The 22,035-nt window shown below is 47.6% G+C and carries 23 protein-coding genes; 20 read left to right on the forward strand and 3 right to left on the reverse strand.

Going from position 1 to position 22,035, the window contains the following annotated elements; genetic code table 11:
* Positions 1 to 123: 123 nt before the first annotated feature.
* The 13 genes from SNR34_RS03310 (at position 124) to SNR34_RS03370 (ending at position 12,655) form a co-directional block, all read left to right on the forward strand.
* Positions 124 to 858, forward strand: coding sequence for a class I SAM-dependent methyltransferase (locus SNR34_RS03310; protein WP_486181134.1), 735 nt, complete (start codon positions 124 to 126; stop codon positions 856 to 858).
* Positions 859 to 1,192: 334 nt separating this feature from the next.
* Entirely contained in the window at positions 1,193 to 1,867 is a 675-nt protein-coding gene (locus tag SNR34_RS03315; RefSeq protein WP_236420744.1) for a response regulator transcription factor, read from the forward strand.
* The gene (locus tag SNR34_RS03320; protein WP_486181135.1) at positions 1,855 to 3,039 is read left to right on the forward strand and encodes a HAMP domain-containing sensor histidine kinase; all 1,185 of its coding nucleotides are present in this window, start codon (positions 1,855 to 1,857) and stop codon (positions 3,037 to 3,039) included. The genes SNR34_RS03315 and SNR34_RS03320 overlap by 13 nt, the downstream gene beginning before the upstream one ends.
* 82 nt (positions 3,040 to 3,121) lie before the next feature.
* Positions 3,122 to 3,790 (forward strand): ABC transporter ATP-binding protein, encoded by a 669-nt coding sequence (locus tag SNR34_RS03325; protein ID WP_438286897.1) that lies wholly within the window; start codon positions 3,122 to 3,124, stop codon positions 3,788 to 3,790.
* A gap of 1 nt (position 3,791) precedes the next feature.
* Positions 3,792 to 6,218: an ABC transporter permease gene (locus SNR34_RS03330; RefSeq protein ID WP_486181136.1), complete on the forward strand. Its 2,427-nt coding sequence runs from the start codon at positions 3,792 to 3,794 to the stop codon at positions 6,216 to 6,218.
* Between the two features lie 35 nt (positions 6,219 to 6,253).
* Positions 6,254 to 6,700, forward strand: a complete 447-nt coding sequence (locus tag SNR34_RS03335; protein ID WP_486181137.1) for a hypothetical protein — start codon at positions 6,254 to 6,256, stop codon at positions 6,698 to 6,700.
* A gap of 130 nt (positions 6,701 to 6,830) precedes the next feature.
* Positions 6,831 to 7,409, forward strand: coding sequence for an RNA polymerase sigma factor (locus tag SNR34_RS03340; RefSeq protein WP_486181138.1), 579 nt, complete (start codon positions 6,831 to 6,833; stop codon positions 7,407 to 7,409).
* Positions 7,406 to 8,704, forward strand: a complete 1,299-nt coding sequence (locus tag SNR34_RS03345; protein ID WP_486181139.1) for a hypothetical protein — start codon at positions 7,406 to 7,408, stop codon at positions 8,702 to 8,704. Before SNR34_RS03340 ends, SNR34_RS03345 begins: the two co-directional genes overlap by 4 nt.
* A gap of 66 nt (positions 8,705 to 8,770) precedes the next feature.
* Positions 8,771 to 9,229, forward strand: a complete 459-nt coding sequence (locus SNR34_RS03350; protein WP_486181140.1) for a 2-thiouracil desulfurase family protein — start codon at positions 8,771 to 8,773, stop codon at positions 9,227 to 9,229.
* A gap of 106 nt (positions 9,230 to 9,335) precedes the next feature.
* The gene (locus SNR34_RS03355) at positions 9,336 to 10,052 is read left to right on the forward strand and encodes an NAD(P)H-dependent oxidoreductase (protein WP_486181141.1); all 717 of its coding nucleotides are present in this window, start codon (positions 9,336 to 9,338) and stop codon (positions 10,050 to 10,052) included.
* Positions 10,053 to 10,183: 131 nt separating this feature from the next.
* Positions 10,184 to 10,606 carry a MarR family winged helix-turn-helix transcriptional regulator gene (locus SNR34_RS03360; RefSeq protein ID WP_236420752.1) on the forward strand — a complete coding sequence of 141 codons (423 nt, stop codon included), beginning with the start codon at positions 10,184 to 10,186 and terminating at the stop codon, positions 10,604 to 10,606.
* Positions 10,607 to 10,743: 137 nt separating this feature from the next.
* Positions 10,744 to 11,325, forward strand: coding sequence for an NAD(P)H-dependent oxidoreductase (locus tag SNR34_RS03365; RefSeq protein WP_343262425.1), 582 nt, complete (start codon positions 10,744 to 10,746; stop codon positions 11,323 to 11,325).
* 946 nt (positions 11,326 to 12,271) lie between these two features.
* Positions 12,272 to 12,655: a hypothetical protein gene (locus tag SNR34_RS03370; RefSeq protein ID WP_486181142.1), complete on the forward strand. Its 384-nt coding sequence runs from the start codon at positions 12,272 to 12,274 to the stop codon at positions 12,653 to 12,655.
* A 45-nt stretch (positions 12,656 to 12,700) separates the two neighbouring features.
* On the opposite strand, the gene SNR34_RS03375 is transcribed toward SNR34_RS03370, so the two are convergent.
* The gene (locus tag SNR34_RS03375; RefSeq protein ID WP_486181143.1) at positions 12,701 to 13,501 is read right to left on the reverse strand and encodes a hypothetical protein; all 801 of its coding nucleotides are present in this window, start codon (positions 13,499 to 13,501) and stop codon (positions 12,701 to 12,703) included.
* Between the two features lie 111 nt (positions 13,502 to 13,612).
* On the opposite strand from SNR34_RS03375, the gene SNR34_RS03380 reads away from it, so the two are divergent.
* The 3 genes from SNR34_RS03380 (at position 13,613) to SNR34_RS03390 (ending at position 14,905) form a co-directional block, all read left to right on the forward strand.
* A complete protein-coding gene (locus tag SNR34_RS03380; RefSeq protein ID WP_486181144.1) occupies positions 13,613 to 13,954 on the forward strand; it encodes a hypothetical protein in 342 nt (113 codons plus the stop codon).
* Between the two features lie 330 nt (positions 13,955 to 14,284).
* Positions 14,285 to 14,539 carry a transposase gene (locus tag SNR34_RS03385; protein WP_486181145.1) on the forward strand — a complete coding sequence of 85 codons (255 nt, stop codon included), beginning with the start codon at positions 14,285 to 14,287 and terminating at the stop codon, positions 14,537 to 14,539.
* Between the two features lie 117 nt (positions 14,540 to 14,656).
* Positions 14,657 to 14,905, forward strand: coding sequence for an IS3 family transposase (locus SNR34_RS03390; RefSeq protein ID WP_486181146.1), 249 nt, complete (start codon positions 14,657 to 14,659; stop codon positions 14,903 to 14,905).
* A gap of 507 nt (positions 14,906 to 15,412) precedes the next feature.
* On the opposite strand, the gene SNR34_RS03395 is transcribed toward SNR34_RS03390, so the two are convergent.
* Positions 15,413 to 15,667 (reverse strand): hypothetical protein, encoded by a 255-nt coding sequence (locus SNR34_RS03395; RefSeq protein WP_486181147.1) that lies wholly within the window; start codon positions 15,665 to 15,667, stop codon positions 15,413 to 15,415.
* Positions 15,668 to 16,037: 370 nt separating this feature from the next.
* Here SNR34_RS03395 and SNR34_RS03400 point away from each other — a divergent pair, with 370 nt between their 5' ends.
* The 3 genes from SNR34_RS03400 to SNR34_RS03410 all read left to right on the forward strand — a co-directional run bounded on the left by SNR34_RS03400 (position 16,038) and on the right by SNR34_RS03410 (position 19,004).
* Positions 16,038 to 16,349 carry an ArsR/SmtB family transcription factor gene (locus SNR34_RS03400; protein WP_236420754.1) on the forward strand — a complete coding sequence of 104 codons (312 nt, stop codon included), beginning with the start codon at positions 16,038 to 16,040 and terminating at the stop codon, positions 16,347 to 16,349.
* 168 nt (positions 16,350 to 16,517) lie between these two features.
* On the forward strand, positions 16,518 to 17,552 hold the full coding sequence (locus tag SNR34_RS03405; RefSeq protein ID WP_236420755.1) for an LLM class flavin-dependent oxidoreductase: 1,035 nt from the start codon (positions 16,518 to 16,520) through the stop codon (positions 17,550 to 17,552).
* 300 nt (positions 17,553 to 17,852) lie between these two features.
* Positions 17,853 to 19,004: an AI-2E family transporter gene (locus SNR34_RS03410; protein WP_339275960.1), complete on the forward strand. Its 1,152-nt coding sequence runs from the start codon at positions 17,853 to 17,855 to the stop codon at positions 19,002 to 19,004.
* A 94-nt stretch (positions 19,005 to 19,098) separates the two neighbouring features.
* Here SNR34_RS03410 and SNR34_RS03415 read toward each other — a convergent pair whose 3' ends face one another.
* Complete coding sequence (locus tag SNR34_RS03415) at positions 19,099 to 19,470, reverse strand: ArsR/SmtB family transcription factor (protein WP_236420757.1); 372 nt, start codon at positions 19,468 to 19,470, stop codon at positions 19,099 to 19,101.
* Between the two features lie 226 nt (positions 19,471 to 19,696).
* Here SNR34_RS03415 and SNR34_RS03420 point away from each other — a divergent pair, with 226 nt between their 5' ends.
* Positions 19,697 to 22,033, forward strand: a complete 2,337-nt coding sequence (locus tag SNR34_RS03420) for a heavy metal translocating P-type ATPase (RefSeq protein WP_486181148.1) — start codon at positions 19,697 to 19,699, stop codon at positions 22,031 to 22,033.
* Positions 22,034 to 22,035 lie beyond the last annotated feature (2 nt).

A 22,035-nucleotide genomic window follows, 5' to 3' on the forward strand; every position in this document is an offset into this window, starting at 1 on the left:
ATACTGAACGTTCGTTCTGTATTTTAGCATATTCAAATTTGAAGTGCAATTGTTCGAAATGTCTGCATTTTTTGTGGTAGAGTCAGGATAGAGTCCAAATGGTTGGAAAGGAACGAAACGATTATGAAAGAAAACAAGTATGATGAACCTTCCTTCTTCGCGAGTTATAGTGAAATGCCTCGTTCCAAGGAAGGATTGGAGGCAGCGGGTGAATGGCATGAGTTGCGCACCATGCTGCCCGTGCTGGCCGGGAAAAAAGTGCTGGATCTCGGCTGCGGTTTTGGCTGGCACTGCCGTTATGCCTGGGAGCAAGGGGCAGCCTCAGTGGTCGGCGTTGATTTGTCTGAAAACATGCTGCGGCGTGCACGCGAATTAAGCGGTGATTCCGGGATTGAATACCGACGGATGGCTATTGAAGACGTAGGTCCAGAACTAGGGACGTTTGATGTAGTGATCAGTTCTCTTGCCTTGCATTATGTACAGCACCTGGCCCCCGTGTATGCTCGCATTAGGGAGTGCCTTCATCCCGGCGGGTGGTTGGTGTTATCTACCGAACATCCAATCTTCACTGCTCGCGCGGAGCAGGATTGGCATTACGGTCCACAAGGAGAACTGCAGCATTGGCCTGTCGATCACTATCAGGATGAAGGGGTGCGTGAAACTCATTTTTTGAGCGAACCGGTCCTGAAATATCACCGTACGCTAGCGACACAGTTGAATGAACTGATTCAGGCTGGCTTTGAGATTCGTCGGGTAGAAGAGTCCAAACCTTCGGCTGAAATGATGGAGCGTGTACCTGGCATGCGAGACGAGAATCGTCGTCCGATGTTTCTGATGATTGCTGCGACCAAATCATGAATTGTGTTTTGGTATATGGATGGATAATATTAAAAGAAGATCTATGAAATTACCAAAAAGAAAGAAACATGATATATATACCGCAAAAAACATAACACGTTAACGGAGAGGCAGAACCAATCTGGAGAAGCAAAGCGGTCGCTTAAAAGCTTTCTGAAAGAAAGCTGCTTCGGAAGCATAGGCTGTTCACCGGATTTTACCCTTAGACAAGGGGGTTCAAAAAAATCTGGGGATAACAGCGATCGGAAGATGGTACTGCACTCGCAGTGGCCTTGTGTGATTGATTAATGCGGTTTCTATAACATAATAAGTTTTTTGAAAAAGAGGTACAACGATGACGAAACGAATCCTGGTCGTTGACGATGAACAGGACATTGTCTGTTTGTTACAAGATTATTTAACCATGAATGGATATATGGTAATGACGGCCATAAACGGTGATCAGGCTCTTCAACAAGCTTCAAAAGGGCCTGATCTTATTTTGCTGGATATCAACATGCCTGATATGGACGGTCTGCAAGTATGCAGCTTAATCCGTAATCATGTGAGCTGCCCGATCATTTTTTTGACGGCAAGAGTGGAGGAGCGCGATAAAATCGTTGGATTTCAAGCCGGGGCTGACGATTATATCGTTAAACCGTTCAGTATCGATGAACTGGGAGCGAGAATTGAGGCGCACTTGCGGCGCGAGGAGCGATTGCAAGCCAAACATCAAACCAAATTCATCGGAGAGTTGGTTGTCGACTACACTTCCAGAGAAATTCGTTTTCAGGACGAAATCATTCACTTTTCTAAAAAGGAATTCGAAATCATTGAATTGCTTTCAATGAACCAGGGACAAGTTTTCGATAAGGAACGAATCTATGAACTGATTTGGGGTTACGAGCGCGATGGGGACAGTGCCGTGGTTGCGGAACATGTTCGACGGATCAGGCAGAAGTTTGCGGCATGTTCTAAACAGAAGTACATATCAACCGTTTGGGGTGTGGGATACAAATGGGAAGGCTGATGCAGGGACTGCGTAATCTTTCGATTCGGAAAACCTTTATATTATACATGTTTGTTTTTATCATGGCCGCAGCCTTGGTAAGCGTAATCACCGTTGGACAGGCTGGTGAAATGATGAATCGGCTCTTTTTGAAATATAATCCCTCATATACGGTGGAGGATATCAATAACCCGGCAGTGATTTATAATATTGAAAAGATTAATACGGATTATTCACCCAGGGATCAACGCTGGGCTGATTTTCTCCGATTCCTTGATAGCTGGAGTGTCCCCATATATTTCGCAGGAAGCATCATAAGCGCAGCTCTTTTGTTTTATCGCAACAAATTAGAGAAGCCGATCAAGTTAATTCGCAACGCATCCGAAAACATAACGAATCATAATCTGGATTTCCATATTCATTATGACTGTCAGGATGAAATGGGGAAACTGTGCGAATCCCTGGAGCGAATGAGAGCGGCATTGGACCAAAACAACAAAATGTTGTGGCAGGCTGTTGAAGAGCGCAAAAGACTCAATGCTGCGTTTTCCCACGATTTACGAACCCCGCTTACCGTGCTTACCGGGTATACCGATTTTATGAAGAACTATATACCTTCCGGTAAAATGCCTACCGACCAAATTGTCTCTACGCTCGATAAGATGTCGAATCAAATCATGCGCCTGAAACAGGATGTAGATGCGATGAGTGCTGCGCAGCGCCTTGAAGATGTTCAGTACAAGCTAGATCACGTGGAGATGGCATCTCTAACGGAACAATTGCAAAGCATTTGCGATATGTTTACGCAGGGGAAACGTTTCGCGGTCGTGTGGGATATCGATCTAACGGTACTTCATGCTAAAGTGGATGCAAATCTTATCATTCGAGTATTCGAAAATTTGATGGGAAATGCGGCTCGCTATGCCCGGAACCATCTGGAAATTGAATTACGCTTTATTCCTGAATACCTAATTTTGGCTGTTCATGACGACGGCTACGGATTTTCTCCAGCGGATCGCAAGAAAGCATTTGTCCCTTTTTACAGGGGCGAACATACAAATAGTCAGGATAGACATTCCGGCCTTGGGCTCTACATATGCAAAACTCTGGTTGAAAAGCATGGAGGAACGATAGATATATCCAATAACGAGACTGGAGGAGCTACGGTTCAGGCTATGTTCAGATTAGGTTGAAATTAATGGTTAAAGTTGATAAAAAGTTGAAAATGTTACGTTATGATTCGCTTGTGACCAAATTACGGGCGGAGGGATAACAATGATTTTAGAAGGAAATCATCTCCATAAAGTATACGGACAGGGCGAAAATCAGGTTAGCGTGATCAATGACGTTCATTTTGGCGCAAAACAGGGGGAATTCGTAGCGATTGTAGGGAAATCGGGAGCAGGGAAAAGCACATTAATGCATATTATTGGCGGTCTGGAGCCGCCCACAAAAGGAGAGGTCCTTATTAAAGGGACTTCGGTATATGACCTCAAAGCCGATGAACGCGCGATATTCAGGAGACGCGAGATCGGTTTCGTATTCCAGGCTTTTAACCTGGTCCCCTCCTTGAATGTTTGGGAAAATACATTGCTGCCGATCGGACTGGATGGGAAAGAACCGGATCTTCCGTTCGTGGAAGATGTACTTGCTACACTTGGCGTGGAAACGAAAAAAACGAGTCTCCCGGCTTCGCTTTCGGGCGGCCAACAACAGCGGGTTGCCATTGCGCGGGCGCTTGCCCCAAAACCAGCCATTATTTTGGCAGACGAACCGACAGGCAACTTGGATAGCCGAACCAGTAAGGACGTGCTTGAACTTCTTCGCGTATCTGTGTCCAAATATGGCCAAACGATCATCATGGTAACCCATAACGAAGAAATCGCCGGATTGGCCGATCGAATTGTCAAAGTAGAAGATGGCCAAGTCATGACGGAGAGCTGACATGAAGCAGAACAAGATCGTAAAAGAAATGGCGATCCGTCACCTTGTTTTCTATAAGGGGCGCACACTGGTGACTGTCGCTACAATTGCTCTTTCCGTAGCATTGATGGTTGTCGTCCTCATGTTTTTCCATTCCGATCAAGAGAGAAATCGCAGGGCAGCCATAAATGAAATCGGGGCTTATCATGCTCAATATGATCATCTGACGGAGGAACAGCTGCGCCATTTGCAAAAAAATCAAAAATTTAAAAAGGTTTATGCTGCATATAACATCAAAAATGTAAGCTTTGAACCCTTTGTAGAGAAAAAAATAGATATGGCTATGGTGTATACAGAAGGGATCGAAGACGGCCTGATCGCTCTGAAAAAAGGGAGGGCTCCTCGCACGCCGAACGAAATCGTTTTGGATGAATGGGTAATAGAGGAACTGGGCTATGCGCCTACTCTTGGACAGGAAATAAAGATGAAGGCACGGTTTGAAGAAAAGGCAAGCCCTAGCTCCAAGGTTATCTCTTTTAAACTCGTGGGCATTACCGAGGATATTGCTGTAAGGAAAGTTGCGCGAGCGGGATTAATGCTGGTATCGGAACCCTTCTTAAATCAGAACGCCATCAAGCCGGATATCAGCTTGTTTGTTTTGTTAAACTCCGATTTTAATGCAACTTCCGTAGCGAGGAACATTGGAATCGCAGAAGGGCTGAATGATGCCCAAATCGTTATCAATGAACGATATACGGGTGCCTACGAATGGAGTCCTGTGTCCATTTTTCAAATGATCATCCTCGTCATGATTGTAGTGTTATGTGCAGGAATGGTCATTTACAATATATTCAATATTCATGTGTCCCAAAAGATCCGTTTGTTCGGAATGTTGCGTGCTATCGGCATGAGTGCTGCACAAATAAGGCGCATGATTGTATTGGAAGGACTCGTTCTGGGCGTTTGGGGAAGTACGATTGGCGTCATTCTAGGAATCGCAGGGAGTTTTGTTGTGCTGCCTTGGGTCGGGGAGCGAATCAGCGGTTCAACTTTAGAGGTACAACTCTCATGGGTAATCATTGCGGTTTCATGGATCAGCGGAATTGCATTGGTACGGTTATGTATCGAACATCCCATTCGAAAAAGCACAGCGGGGTCAGAAATTGAAGCTATGAAATACAAGCTGACTGGAGAAACGGATTATGCGGGCGGGACATCATCCAGACCATTGAACTCGAAAATAGGCATTTGGGGTCTCTCGCTTCTGCAGCAATTCAGATCCAAAAAAAGAACGATCATTACGGTAGCTTCCATCACGTTTACGGGGCTGATATTCATGACGTCTGCAAGCATTTTATACAGCATGAATATAAACAATCTAGCCGGAAGCATGGTGCCCGGCGATTTCAAAATCAGTTTGGCCGGATCTTCAGGCAGCGCTGCCAGCCATAGTTATATCCAAGAAAAAACAATGAACCAAGTGAAGCAAATCGAAGGTGTCCGTGAAGTACTTACGGAAAAATACGACGGCCTGATCTACAATAAAACGGATGCACGTAAACACCTTAATCATTGGGAGGAAATAAAGGGTTCACGGATTATTGCGGATATTTACGGGTATGATCCGAATCTGCTTCAAAAGGCCATTGACCGAACCGGAGGCAGCTCCGAAATGTTGCAGCAGATGAAGGAAGGGAACTACCTGATTGCCATCTCCGAAGACGGAACATACCAATCTGGCGATAAAGTTCGGATGGCGAGTCTGGATGATCAGGGAAAGGAAGAAGAGTACACCATTATAGCCGTCTTGCCCACATACATGACTTATAGAGGCAGCGCGAGCGAAGGAGGCATCTTTGTTGCGCACGAGGACCTGTTTGAACGAGTAGGACTTGATCCGACCATGAAGCAATTCAGCGTGACGGTTGATCCATCCAGACAACGAGACGTGGAGCAACAACTTAAAAGGGTCATTGGAGAAGAGCCTGATTTGATCCTTACATCCTTTCAGGACATTTATCAGGAATACAGCGAGTCCAAACGACTGATGGAGGTCGCTGCATACGGGTTCATTTCGATGTTAATGGTCATTAGTGTGTTTAATCTGATCAATTCCAATTTGAGCAGTTTCCTGGCGAGAAAAAGGGAAATCAGCATGATCGAGGCCATCGGCCTGTCCCGGAAGCAATTGCGAATACTGATTGGAAGCGAGGGACTTGTGATTGTGGTCAGCAGCATACTATTAACCATTTTGCTAGGGACTCCCTTAGGATATTACAGCGTTCGTTTATTTGCCGTTGAGGCTTCTTATGCCATTTATCAGTTCCCTTATCTAGCGCTCACGGTGCTTGTTATCTTTTATTTGGCCGTGCAGTGGGTGGCAATATGGTACATGGAGCGATATCTGCATAGAAGCAATTTGATGGAACGCCTCCGTTTGGATGGATGACCAGGACTTCAATAAGATAGGAGGTGGGAATAAAGATGATTTCGAATTATCGGCTGTTTAGCGCGATTGCTGTAGTATCCCTATTCTTATTGGCGTTAACGGGGTGCGGATCAGGTAAAAGCGAAAGTTTGGCACCTGAATACAAGGGCATCAAGTTTATCGGTCAGGGAGAAGAGACGACGGATATCAACGTAGCCATTTTCAATGATCTGGAAGAAGTCGTATTCATTCAAACCGTTAGAGTGATCGATAACCAACCAAGCGCAGAGAAAGTATTTCAGGCCATAACGGCGAATAAGGATCTGGGGATGAATGTCACTCAAAATAAGGAAGGTCATGTTGAAGGCGTAGAAGGTCTTAATAGCAACAAGGAGTATGAGTGGAGGTTGTACGTAGATAATCAAGAGGATAACCGGAGATTGAGTGATATTACGTTGGATGAAGGGCAGCCGCTAACGTTACGATACGAATCGGTACATTAGTTCAATTGCAACAGCATTGCTCATTTTATGAGACATGCTGTTTTTTTCGTATACAGTAGTAAGGAAAATTTTCACCAAACGGGAACCGGAAGAGCTGCGCTGCAGTCTTATTGAATGAGGTGAATGCCAGTTGGATTTTCAATTTTTGGAGCAGGCCAGAGAGATCGACAACCACACGCTCAGCCAGATCATGGACGAGTACGGGAAGGACGTGTGGAACTATGCCTACTTTCTGACGAGGAGTGCCGAACAGGCAGATGAGCTTTCGCAGGAAGTGTTTATTCGGGCTTACTTGGGCATCTCCCAATTTCGCGGGCAATGCTCGTTGAAGACATGGCTGCTGACCATAACCAGAAACACGACCTTTACATACCGAAAATCGAAGTTTTTTCGCAGCAGCCAGTGGGGAGGCATTTTGCCGATGGAAAACGGAGAAGCGGAAAGGGGCGGATTAATGTCTATTCCCGAAATGCAGGCGCATCCGTCCGCAGAAGCTGAAGCCATTCGGCGGGAGCATGTGCATGAAATCTGGGATGTGGTCATGTCTTTGCCGGACAAATTCAGGGAGCTGCTGCTGCTCCATCTGAAGTATGAACTGACGCTGGCCGAAATTGCGGAAATGCTGGATATCAGCATCGGGACGGCCAAATCAAGATTATCGCGTGCAAAAGCGAAAGTACGGAAACGATGGGAGGAGCGAGGCGAATGACGACAGGGAAGCGGGAAGAATGGGAAGAGGTGCTGAAGGGTGAGCCATTTGCAGGATCAGCGTTTACGGAACGCCACAAGCAGAGCGTGCTGCAGCGGGTAGCGGGAACGAAAGCAATTCAGGGACAAAGCGATGTCGAGTCACCGTTTACCAAAAGCATGGAGAAGCTGAATTTGCCTGGTCAACGCAAAAGTCGCAAAAAAGGGTGGGTCGCAGCCATAACCGCAGCTGCCGCGGCGGCAGGGATTTTATTATGGAACGGACAGTACATGGAGTCTGTCGTTGAACGCCTTTATCCCGCTTCAGCCCTTTTATTGGCAGATGACGTGAATAAGGAGCTCCTGACCGAACCGATGAAAAGAACGATTGCCGTTACAATGAGGGATCATTTGGGCAAACAATTGGAAGTGACTATGGTAAGGGACGATACGGCATTTCCGAATGACTCGCATACCATTTACGTGCAGGCCGGGCAAAAAACAGATCACAATTATGCGGAGTTCTCAATTGATGCGGCTACCGGGGAAATGCAAAGTTGGACCCTAAGGGGGCAAATGGATGTCAGCCAGCTCGAACCCCGTTATTTGAGCGAGATTCCAGCCCTTCTCGAGGGCATTGGCAGTGACGGAACGATGAAGCCTTTGCAGGTGGACCGCTCGGCGCATATGTCCCCAAGCGAGGATGATGGGCAGCCGGAAGTGATGACTCTCGTAAAACTCGGAAATGAAAATGGTAAAGTCGAGGGGAGCATCATCTGGCAGCAGGATGAGGTGATATATGTTTCCGGGTCCATTGATCTTGAGAGAGCACCCAAAGAAGCCGTGGTTCGTGCCGAGCAAGCCGTTGAGGCGTACTGTGGTTACTCGGCGTTGCCATTAACAAGTATTGCGTACAATAAAAATATGCAGGACCATTGGAGCAAATGGGATCTAACCTTTGGGGAACGCTATCTTGTAACCTTGTTTGACGGAAAGTATGGTAAAGATGCTGAAGTCTCCATCTATGATATGGCATTGCATCCTGCGTTCAATAGCGATGCAAGGGAAGAAGCAAAGACCGACCAAGGCAAACAACGACTTATGGATGTCCCTGAATCTGCGATCAGGGAAGCCGCCGAGCCGATCATAAAAAACATGTTTCATGCGCCTTTGGAAGAATACAGCTTTTCTCAGGATGCGGACCATCCGGGACAAGGCACCTTTAAACTAGAGAAGAATAACCAAGTTAAAGATGTAATCGATGTAAGTTACGATGCCGAAGGCCGAATCACTTCACTCTCACGAAGCCGCGAATGAACCTGATCCTGTGGTACAATTTTCTTAACAGGTTGGAAGTGAGTGCAATAAGGAGAGATTGGATCGATGAAGTTTTTAGTGAGCTCTTGTCTCGCGGGCGTTGCTTGTCGTTACAATGGTACGGCGAGTCTGGACGAAAAAATTCAAGAACTGGTGGAACGGGAAGAGGCTAAGATGCTGTGTCCTGAATTGCTTGGCGGTTTTTCGACCCCGCGGGAACCGGCTGAAATTATCGGCGGGAACGGCAGGGACGTGCTGGCAGGCACGGCCAAGGTGCTTGAGAAGAGCGGCACCGACGTCACGGAGCTTTACGTCAAAGGCGCTTACGAAACGTTGGACTGGGCCCGGAAGCTCGGCGTGACCTGCGTGGTTCTGAAAGAGTTCAGTCCGTCTTGCGGCTCGCAGATGATCTATGACGGCACGTTCGGCAACGAAAAGATTCCGGGCGAAGGCGTGACAGCTGCTTTGCTTCGTCAGGAAGGGTATACTGTCATTTCCGAAAATGAATTTATGGCTGACCTATGAGCCAGTCGGTTTCAAAGGCCGTAAAGTATCAAAACATATACCTGGTAACATCAATGTGCGTACTTTCAATAAGGCATGATTCATTTTAGAATGATACTGTATCCCAATGAAACTGTACCCCAATAGATTAAAGGATGTGGAGAAAGTGGAATCGACGACACCATTAAATAGAAAAGAAGAAATTTTGAAGGCGTACCATTTCCGGCACGCGACCAAACGTTTTGACCCGAATCGCAAAATTTCGAAAGAAGATTTCGAATTCATTTTGGAAACGGGGAGGTTATCCCCAAGCTCCGTCGGCTCAGAGCCATGGAAATTCGTCATCGTGCAGAATCCGGCGCTGCGCGAGCGGATGGTCGAGTTTTCGAGCGGCGGCAAAGGGCAATTCCCGACTGCGAGCCATCTCGTCGTTTTCCTGGCGCGTACGGACGTGCGTTATGACTCGGCGCATCTGGAATACATTTGCAAGGAAATCAAAGGCATGGACCAGGAAACCTATGAGCGCATTCCGGCAGCATACCGCACGTTCCAGCAAAACAAAGGCATTCTGGACAGCGAGCGGACATTGTTCGACTGGGCGTCCAAACAGACGTATATTGCGCTGGGCAACATGATGACCGCAGCAGCCCTCATCGGCATCGATTCCTGCCCCATCGAAGGATTCAATCAGGAGGAGACCCGCCGCATCTTCGCCGAGGAAGGTTTGCTGGAAGACGGCGTCTGGGACGTTTCCGTCATAGCGGCCTTCGGGTATCGTGCAGAGGAGCCGAAATACGGCAAAACGAGACAGTCGCTGGAGCAGGTTACGCACTGGATCGAATAAGCACCAGCATTCAGCATTCTTTATGTTTATGGAAGATAACAATACCTCCCAATCGTCCGCATCAAGATGGTTGGGAGATTTATATGAATAAGCTGCTTGAAAATGAATAGATATCTATGTATAATGAGGGCATGCCAAAATATAATGCAATCTCAATGATATCCCGGATCAGGGACCACGTGAACAAACGCATCGTGCAAGAACTGGAGCAGCAGGGCGTGAATGGCATAGTGCCATCCCATGGAGATATTCTGATCTTCCTTTATCGGGAAGAGGCCCTGTCCATCAAAATGCTGGCCGAGCGGGTTCATCGTACGCAGCCCACCGTGACCGTGCTTGTCAACAAGCTGGAGAAGCTGGGTTTCGTGGAGCGCAGCAAGAGTGCCGAGGACAGCCGGGTGACGATGATCCGACTGACTGAACAAGGAAGAAGGCTGGAGCCGATCTTCGTGCAAATTTCCGAACAGATTAAAGAGATGGTATACGGCGGTTTGACGGAAGAGCAAGCGGAACAGCTGGAAAACTTGCTCGGCAGCATCCTTCGAGAGATGTAATTTTTTTTGGTTATAAACATAGATGTCTATGTTTTGTAGGTGCAGATTTGAAACAAAGGCATGCTTTGCGGGGATTCATCCCGAAGAAGATGCGCACGCTATATGATAAATCATTTGAACTAATGGAGGGAATACTCATGAAACATCTGATCGTATATGCACACCCGCACACGGACAGCTTCAATAAAGCCATTCTGAATACTACGGTAGACGTATTGGAATCCAAGGGGCACGAGGTCGTCGTGCGCGATCTGTACGCGCTGAACTTCCAACCTGTATTGAAAGCCGAAGATACCCTAGCCATGCGTGCGGGACAGACACCCGAGGATATCGCTGCCGAGCAAAAATACATCACGGATGCAGACGTCATCACAATGATCTATCCTATATGGTGGACAGGGCTTCCGGCTATCATCAAAGGGTACATTGACCGCGTGTTTGCTTTTGGTTTCGCGTATGGAGCAAATGAGACGGGTATCGTCAAACTGTTGACAGGCAAAAAAGGGTTCATCATCAACACGCACGGTACACCGAAGGAAATTTATGACCAGATCGGCATGACAGACGCCTTGAATATGACTTCCGATACAGGCATCTACGACTTTGTCGGTATCGAACCTGTTGGGCATATCCTTTTGGGCGGGGTCGGCAACGTGGACGAAGCGGCTCATGCAGCCATGCTGGAAGAGGTAAAACAAACCATTCAGGCTGCCTTCTAATCGAGGAGCAATACCTGTACAATAAAGAGATCAAAACATTGGGGCTATCCTGCGGAGGGTAGCCTGTTTGCCATAAAAGTTTGCAAATTAATCGAAAGGGGGTATAATCGTACCCATGGGAACCCATTATACTCAAAAAATCGCGTAACCCTAATGCTATAGGGTTATTTTTGTGTCTATGATAAGCAGAAAATTGCATTCCCTGCAAAAAGTTATATTTGGAGGATGTCAGAGAATTCTTTTATGATCCGTTCCGTAGCGTTTTTTTTCATATTTTTCGTAACATGAGTATATATCTTCAGAGTAGTTTTCGCATCTTCTCGGTCAGCAGATGGAAGAACTCACCGGGGAACCGAACGGTCAAGAAATAGCAGTGTATGGGGTGTTACTTGATCTTCAGGCAAGCATTCAATCGGGGAGAATCTGCTGATGGATTACGATTATCGTAGAGTGAAGATGGAAACGTGGAGCAAGGAACAGATTATCTAGCATTTGAAGGCAATTGGGGTCGGGAAACCACCTGAGCGCCCGGATAAGCGGTAAAAGGCTGTTACGGCTCCAAAGCAATTAAACGGCAGCGGGAAGTATTACAAACGGGGAGGCGAGTGGTAGGTTTCTAAAGAGATCATAGAGCATTGTTGTTGAATTACGGCTATCCAGAAGAATTGGTAAACGGATGGAGCGCTGAAAACTGCGAAGCGGAGTGGGAAGAATTCTGCAGTGAAGTCATTCCAGAATAAAAAAACATCCCCCCGCGAGCTTGGCGGCCAGGCGGGGGATAGGATGGACTTTACTTCCTCATTCCTCTTGACATTATATCATAAAGGGAAATGAGGGGAATGGCGATGGCATGGGGACAAGGGGAACTCTTCGCTAAAGCGAATAAACAGGAAATCCAGCATAAACGAAATTCCTGCTTGAAAAATATACAGAAATGCTTGCTTTGATGAGAGACTTTGAAGAATACGAGCAGGAAATGCAACAGGTGGGCATTGATGGCGAAACAGCTCGCCGCATCGATCAAACAGATTTGCATGCGGACAAGACGGCAAACGCCACGATCCTTATTGAAAAGCAACGCTGGGTGTATCAGCAATACAAATTTTATACTCAGCAACTATGGAGAGCTTTTACTTTAATCCGGGATGCTGATTCCAAAAAGGCGATAGAATACAGATATATTCAGGGCTTCATTCGTAAAGAAACAATGTTATTTTTTCGACGTTCTCTTAGTGATAGCACGATAAAGCACAAAATTGATGAGAGTATTACAAGTATAGCCAACTCATTAAAATTGATGGGGATATTTGATAATGACCTTATTCTATAATTATAAAAATGGTGAGCAAGGATAATCCCTGCTCACACATAGTAACTAAGGCGTTATTCTTCCTTGAATCAACGAATTTAGATCTAGATTAAACAAAAGCTTCGAGTTTGGATCGTACCATCTGGATTGAGTTTTAACTCCCATTTCTGTAAGTAATCCACCTACAAGAACTTCATCCGTATTAGGAAACGGCTGTCTCAAATAGGTCTGGCCCAAGGTGATTTTTTCAATAACATAAACGAGTGGTTCTCTTTCGTAAACAGCATGATCATTTATCCCAGGTCCTGTTTGAATCACTTCACCACCATAGCGATTACCATAAAAAACTATAGAACTATTGTATTTGCTTCCTTTATCATATCTATAATAAACTTTATCTAAACCTATATAAGTTTGCTGATTTTTGGTAACTTCATGATAAAATACAGTGACCGTAACTTTTATTAAATCTCTTGAGTCAGAAAGATTACCTCCCATTTGGCGATTAACTGCAGCTAGAGTGACATCAGTTCTGTATTGTGATAGAAGATCGTTTGTTTTGGTGTTTATTGAATCTTGGTAATGCAGAGTTGTATTTTCTAAAATTTCATAATCATATTCTTCTGAGTCAGTAGATTGGATTCCGAAGGTCATTGGCGATGCAGAGACTTCAGCTTCAATTTGCAGATCGCCCTCTCCCTTTTCCTGTTTAGGTTCGAAATCTTGAATAATTTCATATCCTTCTGGCACTGGTAGTTTATCTGGGATGGATTGCACTTCAGAAGATGAAGCAAATGCTCCAGTAACTGAACTGAAAAATAAAAGTGTTGTCAAAGAAAAACCGAGAAATATTTTGCCTTTTTTCATTTTCTGTCCTCCTAGATTTGTTTTTTATTTCCATTTCTATAGTAACACAATCATAAATGTGTTAATATAGTAAAAATTTATTAAAAAACTCATTGTTACGGAGGTAATTTTATGAAAAAAGTGAAATTTAGTATTATTTTTCTGCTACTTTTTTCCTTAGTAGCTTGTGCTGGTGATGAAACAGTTCGTTATGAAAAAAGTGAGCATTGGAATCTTGCGCTTCAGAAATCTACAGGAATGTTTACTCTCACGTATATAGGCGATGAATCGCTTATAAAAGACTTTAGAGCTAATATAAAAAGCGAGAAAACAGATCAATATGTAAAATCCTTAGATGAGGAAACAACTCCTTTTTCAACTTCTGCAACAATATCTGGATCAGAGGAAACAGACGGTCCAATCACATTTGATATTAGTTGGAATGGTCAGAGTGAGACAATTATATTTGAATGATACAAGTAGCCAAAAAAATCTGATTATCTTATGAACCAAAGTGGACCCACTTATGAACCAATCTTGAGCCTAAGTTGAACCCCATATGAACCATTTACCATGATACTATGTAAACGTGGAAATCGAGCGAGAATGAAACGCACAGCCGCAAATTGCGCATATGACTGGGGCGTTCCTCTTCTCGTTTTTTCCTATTCCAATATGTTTCCTCTAAGTAAGTATATCTGGAGTTAAACGACTATTAAATTTTGAAATGAAGGACAGGAACCTCGTGATGCTATTTAGCTTCGAGGTTCCTTCTTCTTATATATTAAGGAGCGGATCTCTACAATGCCTAGACAACAACGACGCACATTCACAACCGAGTTCAAAAAACAAATGGTAGAGCTCTATGAACAATGGCAAGTCCAGAGCTGCAATTGTGGAGGAATACGACCTTACTGCTTCGGCTCTCTAGACCGCTGGATCAAGCAATCGCAGGACACCGGTTCTTTCAAAGAGAAGGACAACCGTTCACCTGAAGAAAACGAATTAATGGCTATGCGTAAAGACTCCAACGTCTACGGATGGAGAACGACATTTTAAAGCAAGCCGCGCTGATCATGGGACGAAAGTAGCTATCATCCAGAATAACCGTGATATAACGTCCTCGAAATCGCCGAAAGCTCCCTCTATCATGAAGCGAAGGAAAACCCAATGAAGATGAGCTCACGGAAGCTATTGGGAGATATCCCACAACAATCGAAAAAGTCTACGGTTACACGAAAGATAAAAGCCAAGCTTCAGGAACGAGGACTCATCGTCTCTAGACGTCGTATTGGTCGAATCATGCAAGAGCAAGGCCTCGTCTCCGCGTACACCGTTGCCCAGTTTAAGCCTCACAAAACGGCCTATAATGAGGCGACAACGGCGAATGAACTGGTCGTGAGTTTAAAGCGAAGCGTTTCGTAGTAAGTGATCTCTGAAACTCTGATCATTAATGAAATGAGTGTTAGTCAAGGATTATCGAGAGTTGATGTAGGTTATGAAATTAAAAGCGAAAGGGACAAGCTAGTTAGGTTGTCAATGCAGGTAAACGAGAACAATAAAGTTTTTAAGAGAATGACAATAGTTACAGCTGACAATTACTTAGAAGACGTAAAAAAATTGTTCCACCGTGGTGGGGGATAATAAAGGTCACCAATAAGAAAGGGATTGCTACATTACGAACCGTAAAAAAGGGAAAGTGAACCCGTCATTGGATTCATTAGCCTTGGCACAATTATTATGGAGAGGTGAAGCGATTGAGCTCCTTAAAAAAGAGGGCTGGAAAAAGGGATTCTTTCCAAGCCCAAAAGAGATATTTATAAAAGGATTGCTGAGTCCATTAAGGCTGAGGAACTAAAGTTCGGGGGTAACCCAGTTTTTGAAGTCGAGGGAAGGTTGGCGAGGTCATCAGCTACCTTGGTCAAGTGATGATTAATACCTGCAACCAGCCACGATTCGAGATTTCCTGTAGTGCCGATGAAGGATCAAGAACGCCGAGGCAAGCCGGTTCTTGATGAACAGACAATTAATTGAGGAAGCAATCTTGGAATCATACAAGGAATGCCGATCTGTCACATTGACCGTCAGCCCCTTGGATGATGAGGTTTTGCGGGGAGGCGTCTCATCTGTCGACAAGCCAAGCAGGCGAATCAACTTGTTCGTGGCGATGAGGATTAAATTTTTCATTAAAATAGAAGGAATCATTTCTGCGAGCATATAAAAAGGTGACCTGGTCATTACGTCCGGGGCACCTTTTGTTGTTCGGGAAGAGATCCTTTAAGCGCAAAAACAGTCATACTCATTATTTAGTACTCCACCCAAAAATAGCGCCCTAGAAGGTTGGGACGCTATTTGATATAATTAATAGATATTGGCGAAGTTATGGCTGCTGCACAGCAGATAATACATCACCATAAATCACATAAAAAATCACAATCTCTGCGAACGCGTGCGAATATGTGCGAATGGAAGTGTAAAATTTAAACAGGAAAGGGCTATGATTATAGGAAAACGAACATATGCGAACGCAGGCGAATGGAGATGGAACATCGTACCCATGGAACCAATACTCATTTACAAAGCATTGTCGAACGAAACGCGCAGACAAATTTTGGAGTGGCTCAAGCAACCGGAAGAGCATTTCTCACCAGCGGAGCTGTCTACGCATCCCGATGGAGGGAAGAACGGAATCTGTGTGGGGACCATTCAGATGAAGGCCGGTTTGGCCCAGTCCGTCATATCCAGCTATCTGCTTACCATGCTCAAGGCTGGGTTGCTGTTGTCGGAGCGAAGAGGCCAATGGACCTACTATCGCCGCAACGAGGAGACCATCCGCGAATTTGCCGAATATGTGCAGCACAAGCTGTAAGCCGTATGCCGGAACGGAAGCACCCATGCTGGTGCGTAAGGGATTTCCGTCCGGATGCAGACGGCAGCGTGAGGAACATCAACTGCACTGGAAAGTTGTTTTTTTGCACAAATATATCTATATATCTGAATATACGAAATAACAATTCGGAAAAGGAGATTCGATATAATGACTACCGAAACCAATGGTTCGTTCAATAGAAAAACGATTCATGACGTTAAACTGTCCATTCTGGACCTTGCCCCGGTTACCGAGGGAGCGACGCCCGCAGATGCGCTGCGGAACAGCCTTGATCTGGCGCAGCACGCCGAACGCTGGGGTTATCACCGCTATTGGGTGGCAGAACATCACAACATGCCGGGCATTGCCTCTTCCGCGACTTCGGTCGTCATCGGTTACCTCGCCGGCGGCACCAAGAGCATCCGTCTCGGATCAGGCGGCATCATGCTGCCGAACCATGCTCCGCTCGTCATCGCCGAGCAATTCGGCACGCTGGAATCGTTGTATCCGGGCCGGATTGACCTTGGCCTGGGACGCGCCCCGGGAAGCGACCGCCGCACAACGCTGGCGCTGCGCAGAGAGCTGAACAGCGGAGAAGATTTCCCGGAACTGCTCGCTGAACTTAGAGCTTATTTCGATGCATCGGCCACTTCCTATCATGCCCCGGTACGTGCCGTTCCTGGCGAAGGGCTGAACATTCCGATTTATTTGCTGGGTTCCAGCGATTTCAGCGCACGCCTGGCCGGAAGACTCGGATTGCCGTTTGCGTTTGCGAGCCACTTCTCCCCGGATTATACCCGGGTAGCGATTGAAGCATACCGCAGCAGCTTCCAACCTTCGGACGTCTTGGCGAAGCCTTACGTGATCGCAGGCGTAAATGCCGTGCTGGCCGATACGGACGAAGAGGCGGAATGGCTCAGCACCACGCTGCTGCAGCAGTTTCTGAACATCATCCGCGGCACCACGGGTCTGGTCAAACCGCCAGCCGACATGGAGGGCAAATGGACGGATCGCGAGCAAGCGGCGGTAGCGCAAACGCTGAAAGCCGCGGTCAAAGGAGCGCCGGACACCGCGCGCGGCCAATTGGAACAGTTCATCGCCCAGACTCAGGCGGACGAACTGATCGTGACGTCGATGATCTATGATCATCAGGCACGACTTCGTTCCTACGAACTGCTGGCCGGGCTGGCAGGCAAAATCTGATGGATTCTGCATTACGCGGCCCGTCTCTTTGGAGGCGGGTCTTTTTGATGCTTCTTTATGTCCGGCTGGCAGCTGCCCGGGAGGTATTTTTTTCAAAAGAGGAGAATGGGCACAAGACGCATTATGGGGTAAACTGGTAAGGGACGTTTCTTTTTGAAACGATCGAACGGCTGCCTTCGTATATACAGAAAGGTTTTTTGCATATGTTGGTTCGGACAACGTCTTCTTTGCGGGAACGATGTGAAGAAGCCTTTTTCGGCCTGAATTATGGGAGGATACATAAGAAAGGAAGACTTGCCTATGGAGCAACCACGCGTGTGGCCTGACCGATTCAAGCGATTTTTTCTGAATAACAAGTTTGTCCTGTTTCTGCTGGTTTTGTTGCTGATCGGACTGAATGTGATGGTGCTGAACAAAGTATCCTTCGTCCTTCATCCGTTTGCGGTACTTCTCAAAACGATCGTGCTGCCCATTATTTTGTCGGGAATTCTGTATTATCTGCTGAACCCGATCGTGGATCTGATGGAACGCTGGAAGATCGGTCGGGGATGGAGTATCCTGATTCTTTATCTGGCCATTGCGGGCGTGCTCACGGTCATCATTTTGGCCGTCATTCCGGTGCTGCGCAATCAGATCATGGGGTTGATCGCCAACTTTCCGACGTACAGCGAGAACGTGCGCGTACAATTCGAGGAATTGACGGGCAGCCAGCTCTTTTACCAGCTGCAGGATGCCGTCAATTGGAATTCGACGGACTGGTGGAGCACCGTAACGAAGAAGGCAACCGAGATTCTGAACCATACCTGGACGCGTATTGGCGGGTTCCTGGGTGCGTTTACCGAAGTGGTGCTGTCCATCGTCACGGTTCCGTTCATCCTGTTTTATCTGCTGAAGGACGGCAAAAAGCTGCCCGGCAAAATTTTGTCCTTCCTGCCTGTCCAAAGCCGCCCCGGCGCGATGCACGTGCTTCATGACATTAACCATCAGATCAGCTCGTTCATTCGCGGACAGATCATCGTCAGCTTCTGCATCGGCGTTCTGCTGTACATCGGTTATATGATCATTGGACTGGATTATGCACTCATTCTGGCCATCATCGCTTCGTTTACGAGCGTGGTGCCTTATCTCGGACCGGCCATCGCGATTACGCCTGCGTTGATCGTCGCCTTGGTGACTTCGCCGGTGATGCTGCTGAAGATGGTGGCGGTATGGACGATCGTGCAGTTGATCGAAGGCAAATTCATCTCGCCGCAAATCATGGGCAAAACGCTCAAAATTCACCCGATCACCATCATTTTCGTGATCCTGACTTCGGGCAACCTGTTCGGCGTCGTCGGCGTACTGCTTGCTGTTCCGGGGTATGCGGTGCTGAAAGTCTGCGTATCGCACGTATTTAACTGGTTCAAGGATAGATCCGGACTGTATGATCCGAAAGACGGCAACCCTGTTTAATCGAACAACGGTGCCCTTATGAAACAAAAGCCCCCGCCAATCGGCTGATAGCCGAAGGGCGAGGGCTTTTGTTTGTTTCGCAGGCCGGCAGAGCCTAGCCGTGCTTGATATGCTGAAGCGTCTGCAGGAAAATCTGCTCGATATGTGTATCGTCCAGAGAATAAAACACGGTTTTGCCTTCTTTACGCCGTTTGACAATCCGCATGTTGCGTAGGGATCGCAGCTGGTGCGAGATGGCCGATTGTCCCATATCGAGCAGTACCGTCAGATCGTGCACACATAATTCCTTCTGCAGCAGTGCATCAATAATACGTAGGCGCGTCGGATCGCTGAACGCCTTGAACCAATCTGCCATTTCGGAAGACGTTTCCCGATCAATCAGCGAGGCACGAATGCCTTGCATATCCGCTTCTGTGCCGAAGCAGGTTGCGTCGCATTCAGCCGGGGCTTTGACTGGTTGTTCCATTTCTATCACCGCCTATGTTAACAACTATACATTCATTATATCCAAAAAACGCCTAAAGCGAAATCATTACTATTAGCATAATTTGGTTGGAAAATCAGCTCTCTTTGGTTGACACATATGAGCACGCGTGCATATAATGGGGTTAATTAAAACATATGAATGATTGCTCATATATAGGCCGGTATACAATAACGATTGTTTTTTGTACAGCAAAGGGGAGATGGAAATGTCGACCGAACAAAGGCTTGTCAAAAGGGAACTGTTGCTGGACGGTTTGGATTGCGCGAATTGTGCGCTCAAGATTGAGAATGGAGTCAAAAAAATTCAGGGCGTCAGCGAATGCTCCGTCAATTTTGTCACGAAAACCCTATCAATGCACACGACGTCCGACATGGATGAGCAGGTGGTTGAAGAAGCGAAACGCAAAGTGCTGAGACTGGAGCCGCACATCCGCATCTCGGAGAAAGGGAAAGCTGCCGGACCGACGGCGGGCGGAGTGAACTCTGACCTTGCCGGCCATTCGCTGTCGAATCAGCATGCTCATGGGCATGAGCACGGGAGCTGCGAGGGACATGATCACGACCATCACCAAGGGCACGCGCATGACCATGGGCAAGGCCAAGCACATCAGCATGATGATTCCGCCGGACACGCTCATGCTCATGCAGGCCATGGCCATGCGGGACATTCTCACGAGCATGGTGCAGGGCAGACCAAGGTGCTGCTGGCTCGCCTAGCAGCTGGTTCCGCGCTGGTTGCCGCCGCCGTTTGGTCTCCGCTGGAGGGGTGGGCACAGCTGGTTTTGTATATTGCGGCCTACCTGATCGCCGGCGGAGATATCGTGCTTCAGGCATTCAAAAACATGGTGCGGGGGCAAGTGTTTGACGAATACTTCCTGATGACCGTAGCGACGCTGGGCGCATTCGCCATCGGGGAATACCCGGAAGGCGTTGCCGTCATGCTGTTTTATCAGCTTGGCGAGCTGTTCCAAGGCATGGCGGTCAATCGTTCCCGCAAATCCATCCAATCGCTGATGGACATCCGGCCTGATTATGCCAACGTGTTGATCGGATCGGGCGATGAAACCAGACGCGTCTCTCCGGAAGACGTACGCATCGGAGACCGGATCGTCGTCAAAGCCGGAGAGAAGGTGCCGCTGGACGGCGTCGTCAAAGCAGGAAGCTCCATGGTAGATACGTCGGCGCTCACGGGGGAATCCGTTCCCCGCGAGTTAGAGCCCGGCAGCGACGTGCTGAGCGGTTTCGTGAACAAAAACGGCATACTGACCATTGAGGTTACAAAGACGTTTGGCGAATCGACGGTATCGAAAATATTGGATTTGGTGCAGAACGCAAGCAGCCGGAAGGCGAAAACGGAGCATTTTATCAGCAAATTCGCCCGGTATTATACACCGGCTGTCGTCATACTCGCTGCCCTGATTGCATTGGTCCCGCCGCTGCTCATTAGCGGAGCGACGTTCGCGGACTGGGTGTACCGCGCTCTGGTCTTCCTGGTTATATCCTGTCCGTGCGCCCTCGTCGTTTCCATTCCGCTCGGATTTTTCGGCGGTATCGGGGCGGCTTCGCGCAACGGCATTCTGGTGAAGGGCAGCAACTATTTGGAAGCCTTGAACGACGTCAAGCTGGTGGTGTTCGACAAGACGGGCACATTGACCAAAGGTGTCTTCAAAGTTACGGACATTCGTCCGGAAGGAGAGCGCACGAAGGATGCCTTGATGGAACTGGCTGCCATTGCCGAAGCTCATTCCAATCATCCGATTGCGGAATCGATCCGCGCTGCATGGGGGCAGGAGATTCGCACTCACGGCGTAGACGGATACGACGAGATTGCCGGACATGGCATCCGCGTTCAGGTCGATGGCCGCGAGATTCTGGCCGGCAACGCCAAGCTAATGAAGCAGGCGGGCATTCCGTATAAGGAACCCCAATCCGTCGGCACCATTGTGCATATTGCCGAAGAGGGGCGGTATGCCGGACATCTGGTGATTGCGGATGAAGTGAAGGACGATGCGGCTGAAGCGATCCGTTCCCTGAAGCAGCTGGGCATTCGCAAAACCGTCATGCTGACCGGTGACGCCAAAGCCGTAGGCGAAGCGGTGGGACGTGAGCTGGGCGTGGATGAAGTTCATGCCGAGCTGCTGCCCCAGCATAAGGTTGAGCGGCTGGAGGAACTTGAGGCGGAGAAACACGCCAAAGAGAAAATGATCTTTGTTGGCGACGGCATCAACGATACGCCCGTTCTGGCCCGGGCTGACGTCGGCGTAGCGATGGGCGGCCTCGGCTCGGATGCAGCCATCGAAGCGGCGGATGTGGTCATTATGACGGATGAGCCGTCCCGACTGGCGAGTGCCATCCGCATCGCCAAGCGCACGCGGATGATCGTGTGGCAGAACATTGCTTTTGCGCTCGGGGTAAAATTGATTTTCCTGCTGCTCGGCGTATTCGGCATTGCCACGATGTGGGAGGCGGTATTCTCCGATGTAGGCGTGACCGTGCTGGCCGTATTAAACGCCATGCGTGTGCTGCGGGTGAAAGACATTTGAAA

This window comes from Paenibacillus sp. XP01, assembly GCF_057364885.1.

What these genes read in the sequence shown, in the direction of transcription:
- SNR34_RS03380 (WP_486181144.1), top strand. Translation starts at nt 13,613, where the DNA reads ATGAAAAAAGTGAAATTTAGTATTATTTTTCTGCTACTTTTTTCCTTA.
- SNR34_RS03315 (WP_236420744.1), top strand. Translation starts at nt 1,193, where the DNA reads ATGACGAAACGAATCCTGGTCGTTGACGATGAACAGGACATTGTCTGT.
- SNR34_RS03320 (WP_486181135.1), top strand. Translation starts at nt 1,855, where the DNA reads ATGGGAAGGCTGATGCAGGGACTGCGTAATCTTTCGATTCGGAAAACC.
- SNR34_RS03375 (WP_486181143.1), bottom strand. Translation starts at nt 13,501, where the DNA reads ATGAAAAAAGGCAAAATATTTCTCGGTTTTTCTTTGACAACACTTTTA.
- SNR34_RS03355 (WP_486181141.1), top strand. Translation starts at nt 9,336, where the DNA reads ATGAAACTGTACCCCAATAGATTAAAGGATGTGGAGAAAGTGGAATCG.
- SNR34_RS03335 (WP_486181137.1), top strand. Translation starts at nt 6,254, where the DNA reads ATGATTTCGAATTATCGGCTGTTTAGCGCGATTGCTGTAGTATCCCTA.
- SNR34_RS03400 (WP_236420754.1), top strand. Translation starts at nt 16,038, where the DNA reads ATGGAACCAATACTCATTTACAAAGCATTGTCGAACGAAACGCGCAGA.
- SNR34_RS03350 (WP_486181140.1), top strand. Translation starts at nt 8,771, where the DNA reads ATGAAGTTTTTAGTGAGCTCTTGTCTCGCGGGCGTTGCTTGTCGTTAC.
- SNR34_RS03365 (WP_343262425.1), top strand. Translation starts at nt 10,744, where the DNA reads ATGAAACATCTGATCGTATATGCACACCCGCACACGGACAGCTTCAAT.
- SNR34_RS03325 (WP_438286897.1), top strand. Translation starts at nt 3,122, where the DNA reads ATGATTTTAGAAGGAAATCATCTCCATAAAGTATACGGACAGGGCGAA.
- SNR34_RS03370 (WP_486181142.1), top strand. Translation starts at nt 12,272, where the DNA reads ATGAGAGACTTTGAAGAATACGAGCAGGAAATGCAACAGGTGGGCATT.
- SNR34_RS03405 (WP_236420755.1), top strand. Translation starts at nt 16,518, where the DNA reads ATGACTACCGAAACCAATGGTTCGTTCAATAGAAAAACGATTCATGAC.
- SNR34_RS03345 (WP_486181139.1), top strand. Translation starts at nt 7,406, where the DNA reads ATGACGACAGGGAAGCGGGAAGAATGGGAAGAGGTGCTGAAGGGTGAG.
- SNR34_RS03410 (WP_339275960.1), top strand. Translation starts at nt 17,853, where the DNA reads ATGGAGCAACCACGCGTGTGGCCTGACCGATTCAAGCGATTTTTTCTG.
- SNR34_RS03330 (WP_486181136.1), top strand. Translation starts at nt 3,792, where the DNA reads ATGAAGCAGAACAAGATCGTAAAAGAAATGGCGATCCGTCACCTTGTT.
- SNR34_RS03310 (WP_486181134.1), top strand. Translation starts at nt 124, where the DNA reads ATGAAAGAAAACAAGTATGATGAACCTTCCTTCTTCGCGAGTTATAGT.
- SNR34_RS03360 (WP_236420752.1), top strand. Translation starts at nt 10,184, where the DNA reads ATGCCAAAATATAATGCAATCTCAATGATATCCCGGATCAGGGACCAC.
- SNR34_RS03420 (WP_486181148.1), top strand. Translation starts at nt 19,697, where the DNA reads ATGTCGACCGAACAAAGGCTTGTCAAAAGGGAACTGTTGCTGGACGGT.
- SNR34_RS03385 (WP_486181145.1), top strand. Translation starts at nt 14,285, where the DNA reads ATGCCTAGACAACAACGACGCACATTCACAACCGAGTTCAAAAAACAA.
- SNR34_RS03415 (WP_236420757.1), bottom strand. Translation starts at nt 19,470, where the DNA reads ATGGAACAACCAGTCAAAGCCCCGGCTGAATGCGACGCAACCTGCTTC.
- SNR34_RS03395 (WP_486181147.1), bottom strand. Translation starts at nt 15,667, where the DNA reads ATGAAAAATTTAATCCTCATCGCCACGAACAAGTTGATTCGCCTGCTT.
- SNR34_RS03390 (WP_486181146.1), top strand. Translation starts at nt 14,657, where the DNA reads ATGAGCTCACGGAAGCTATTGGGAGATATCCCACAACAATCGAAAAAG.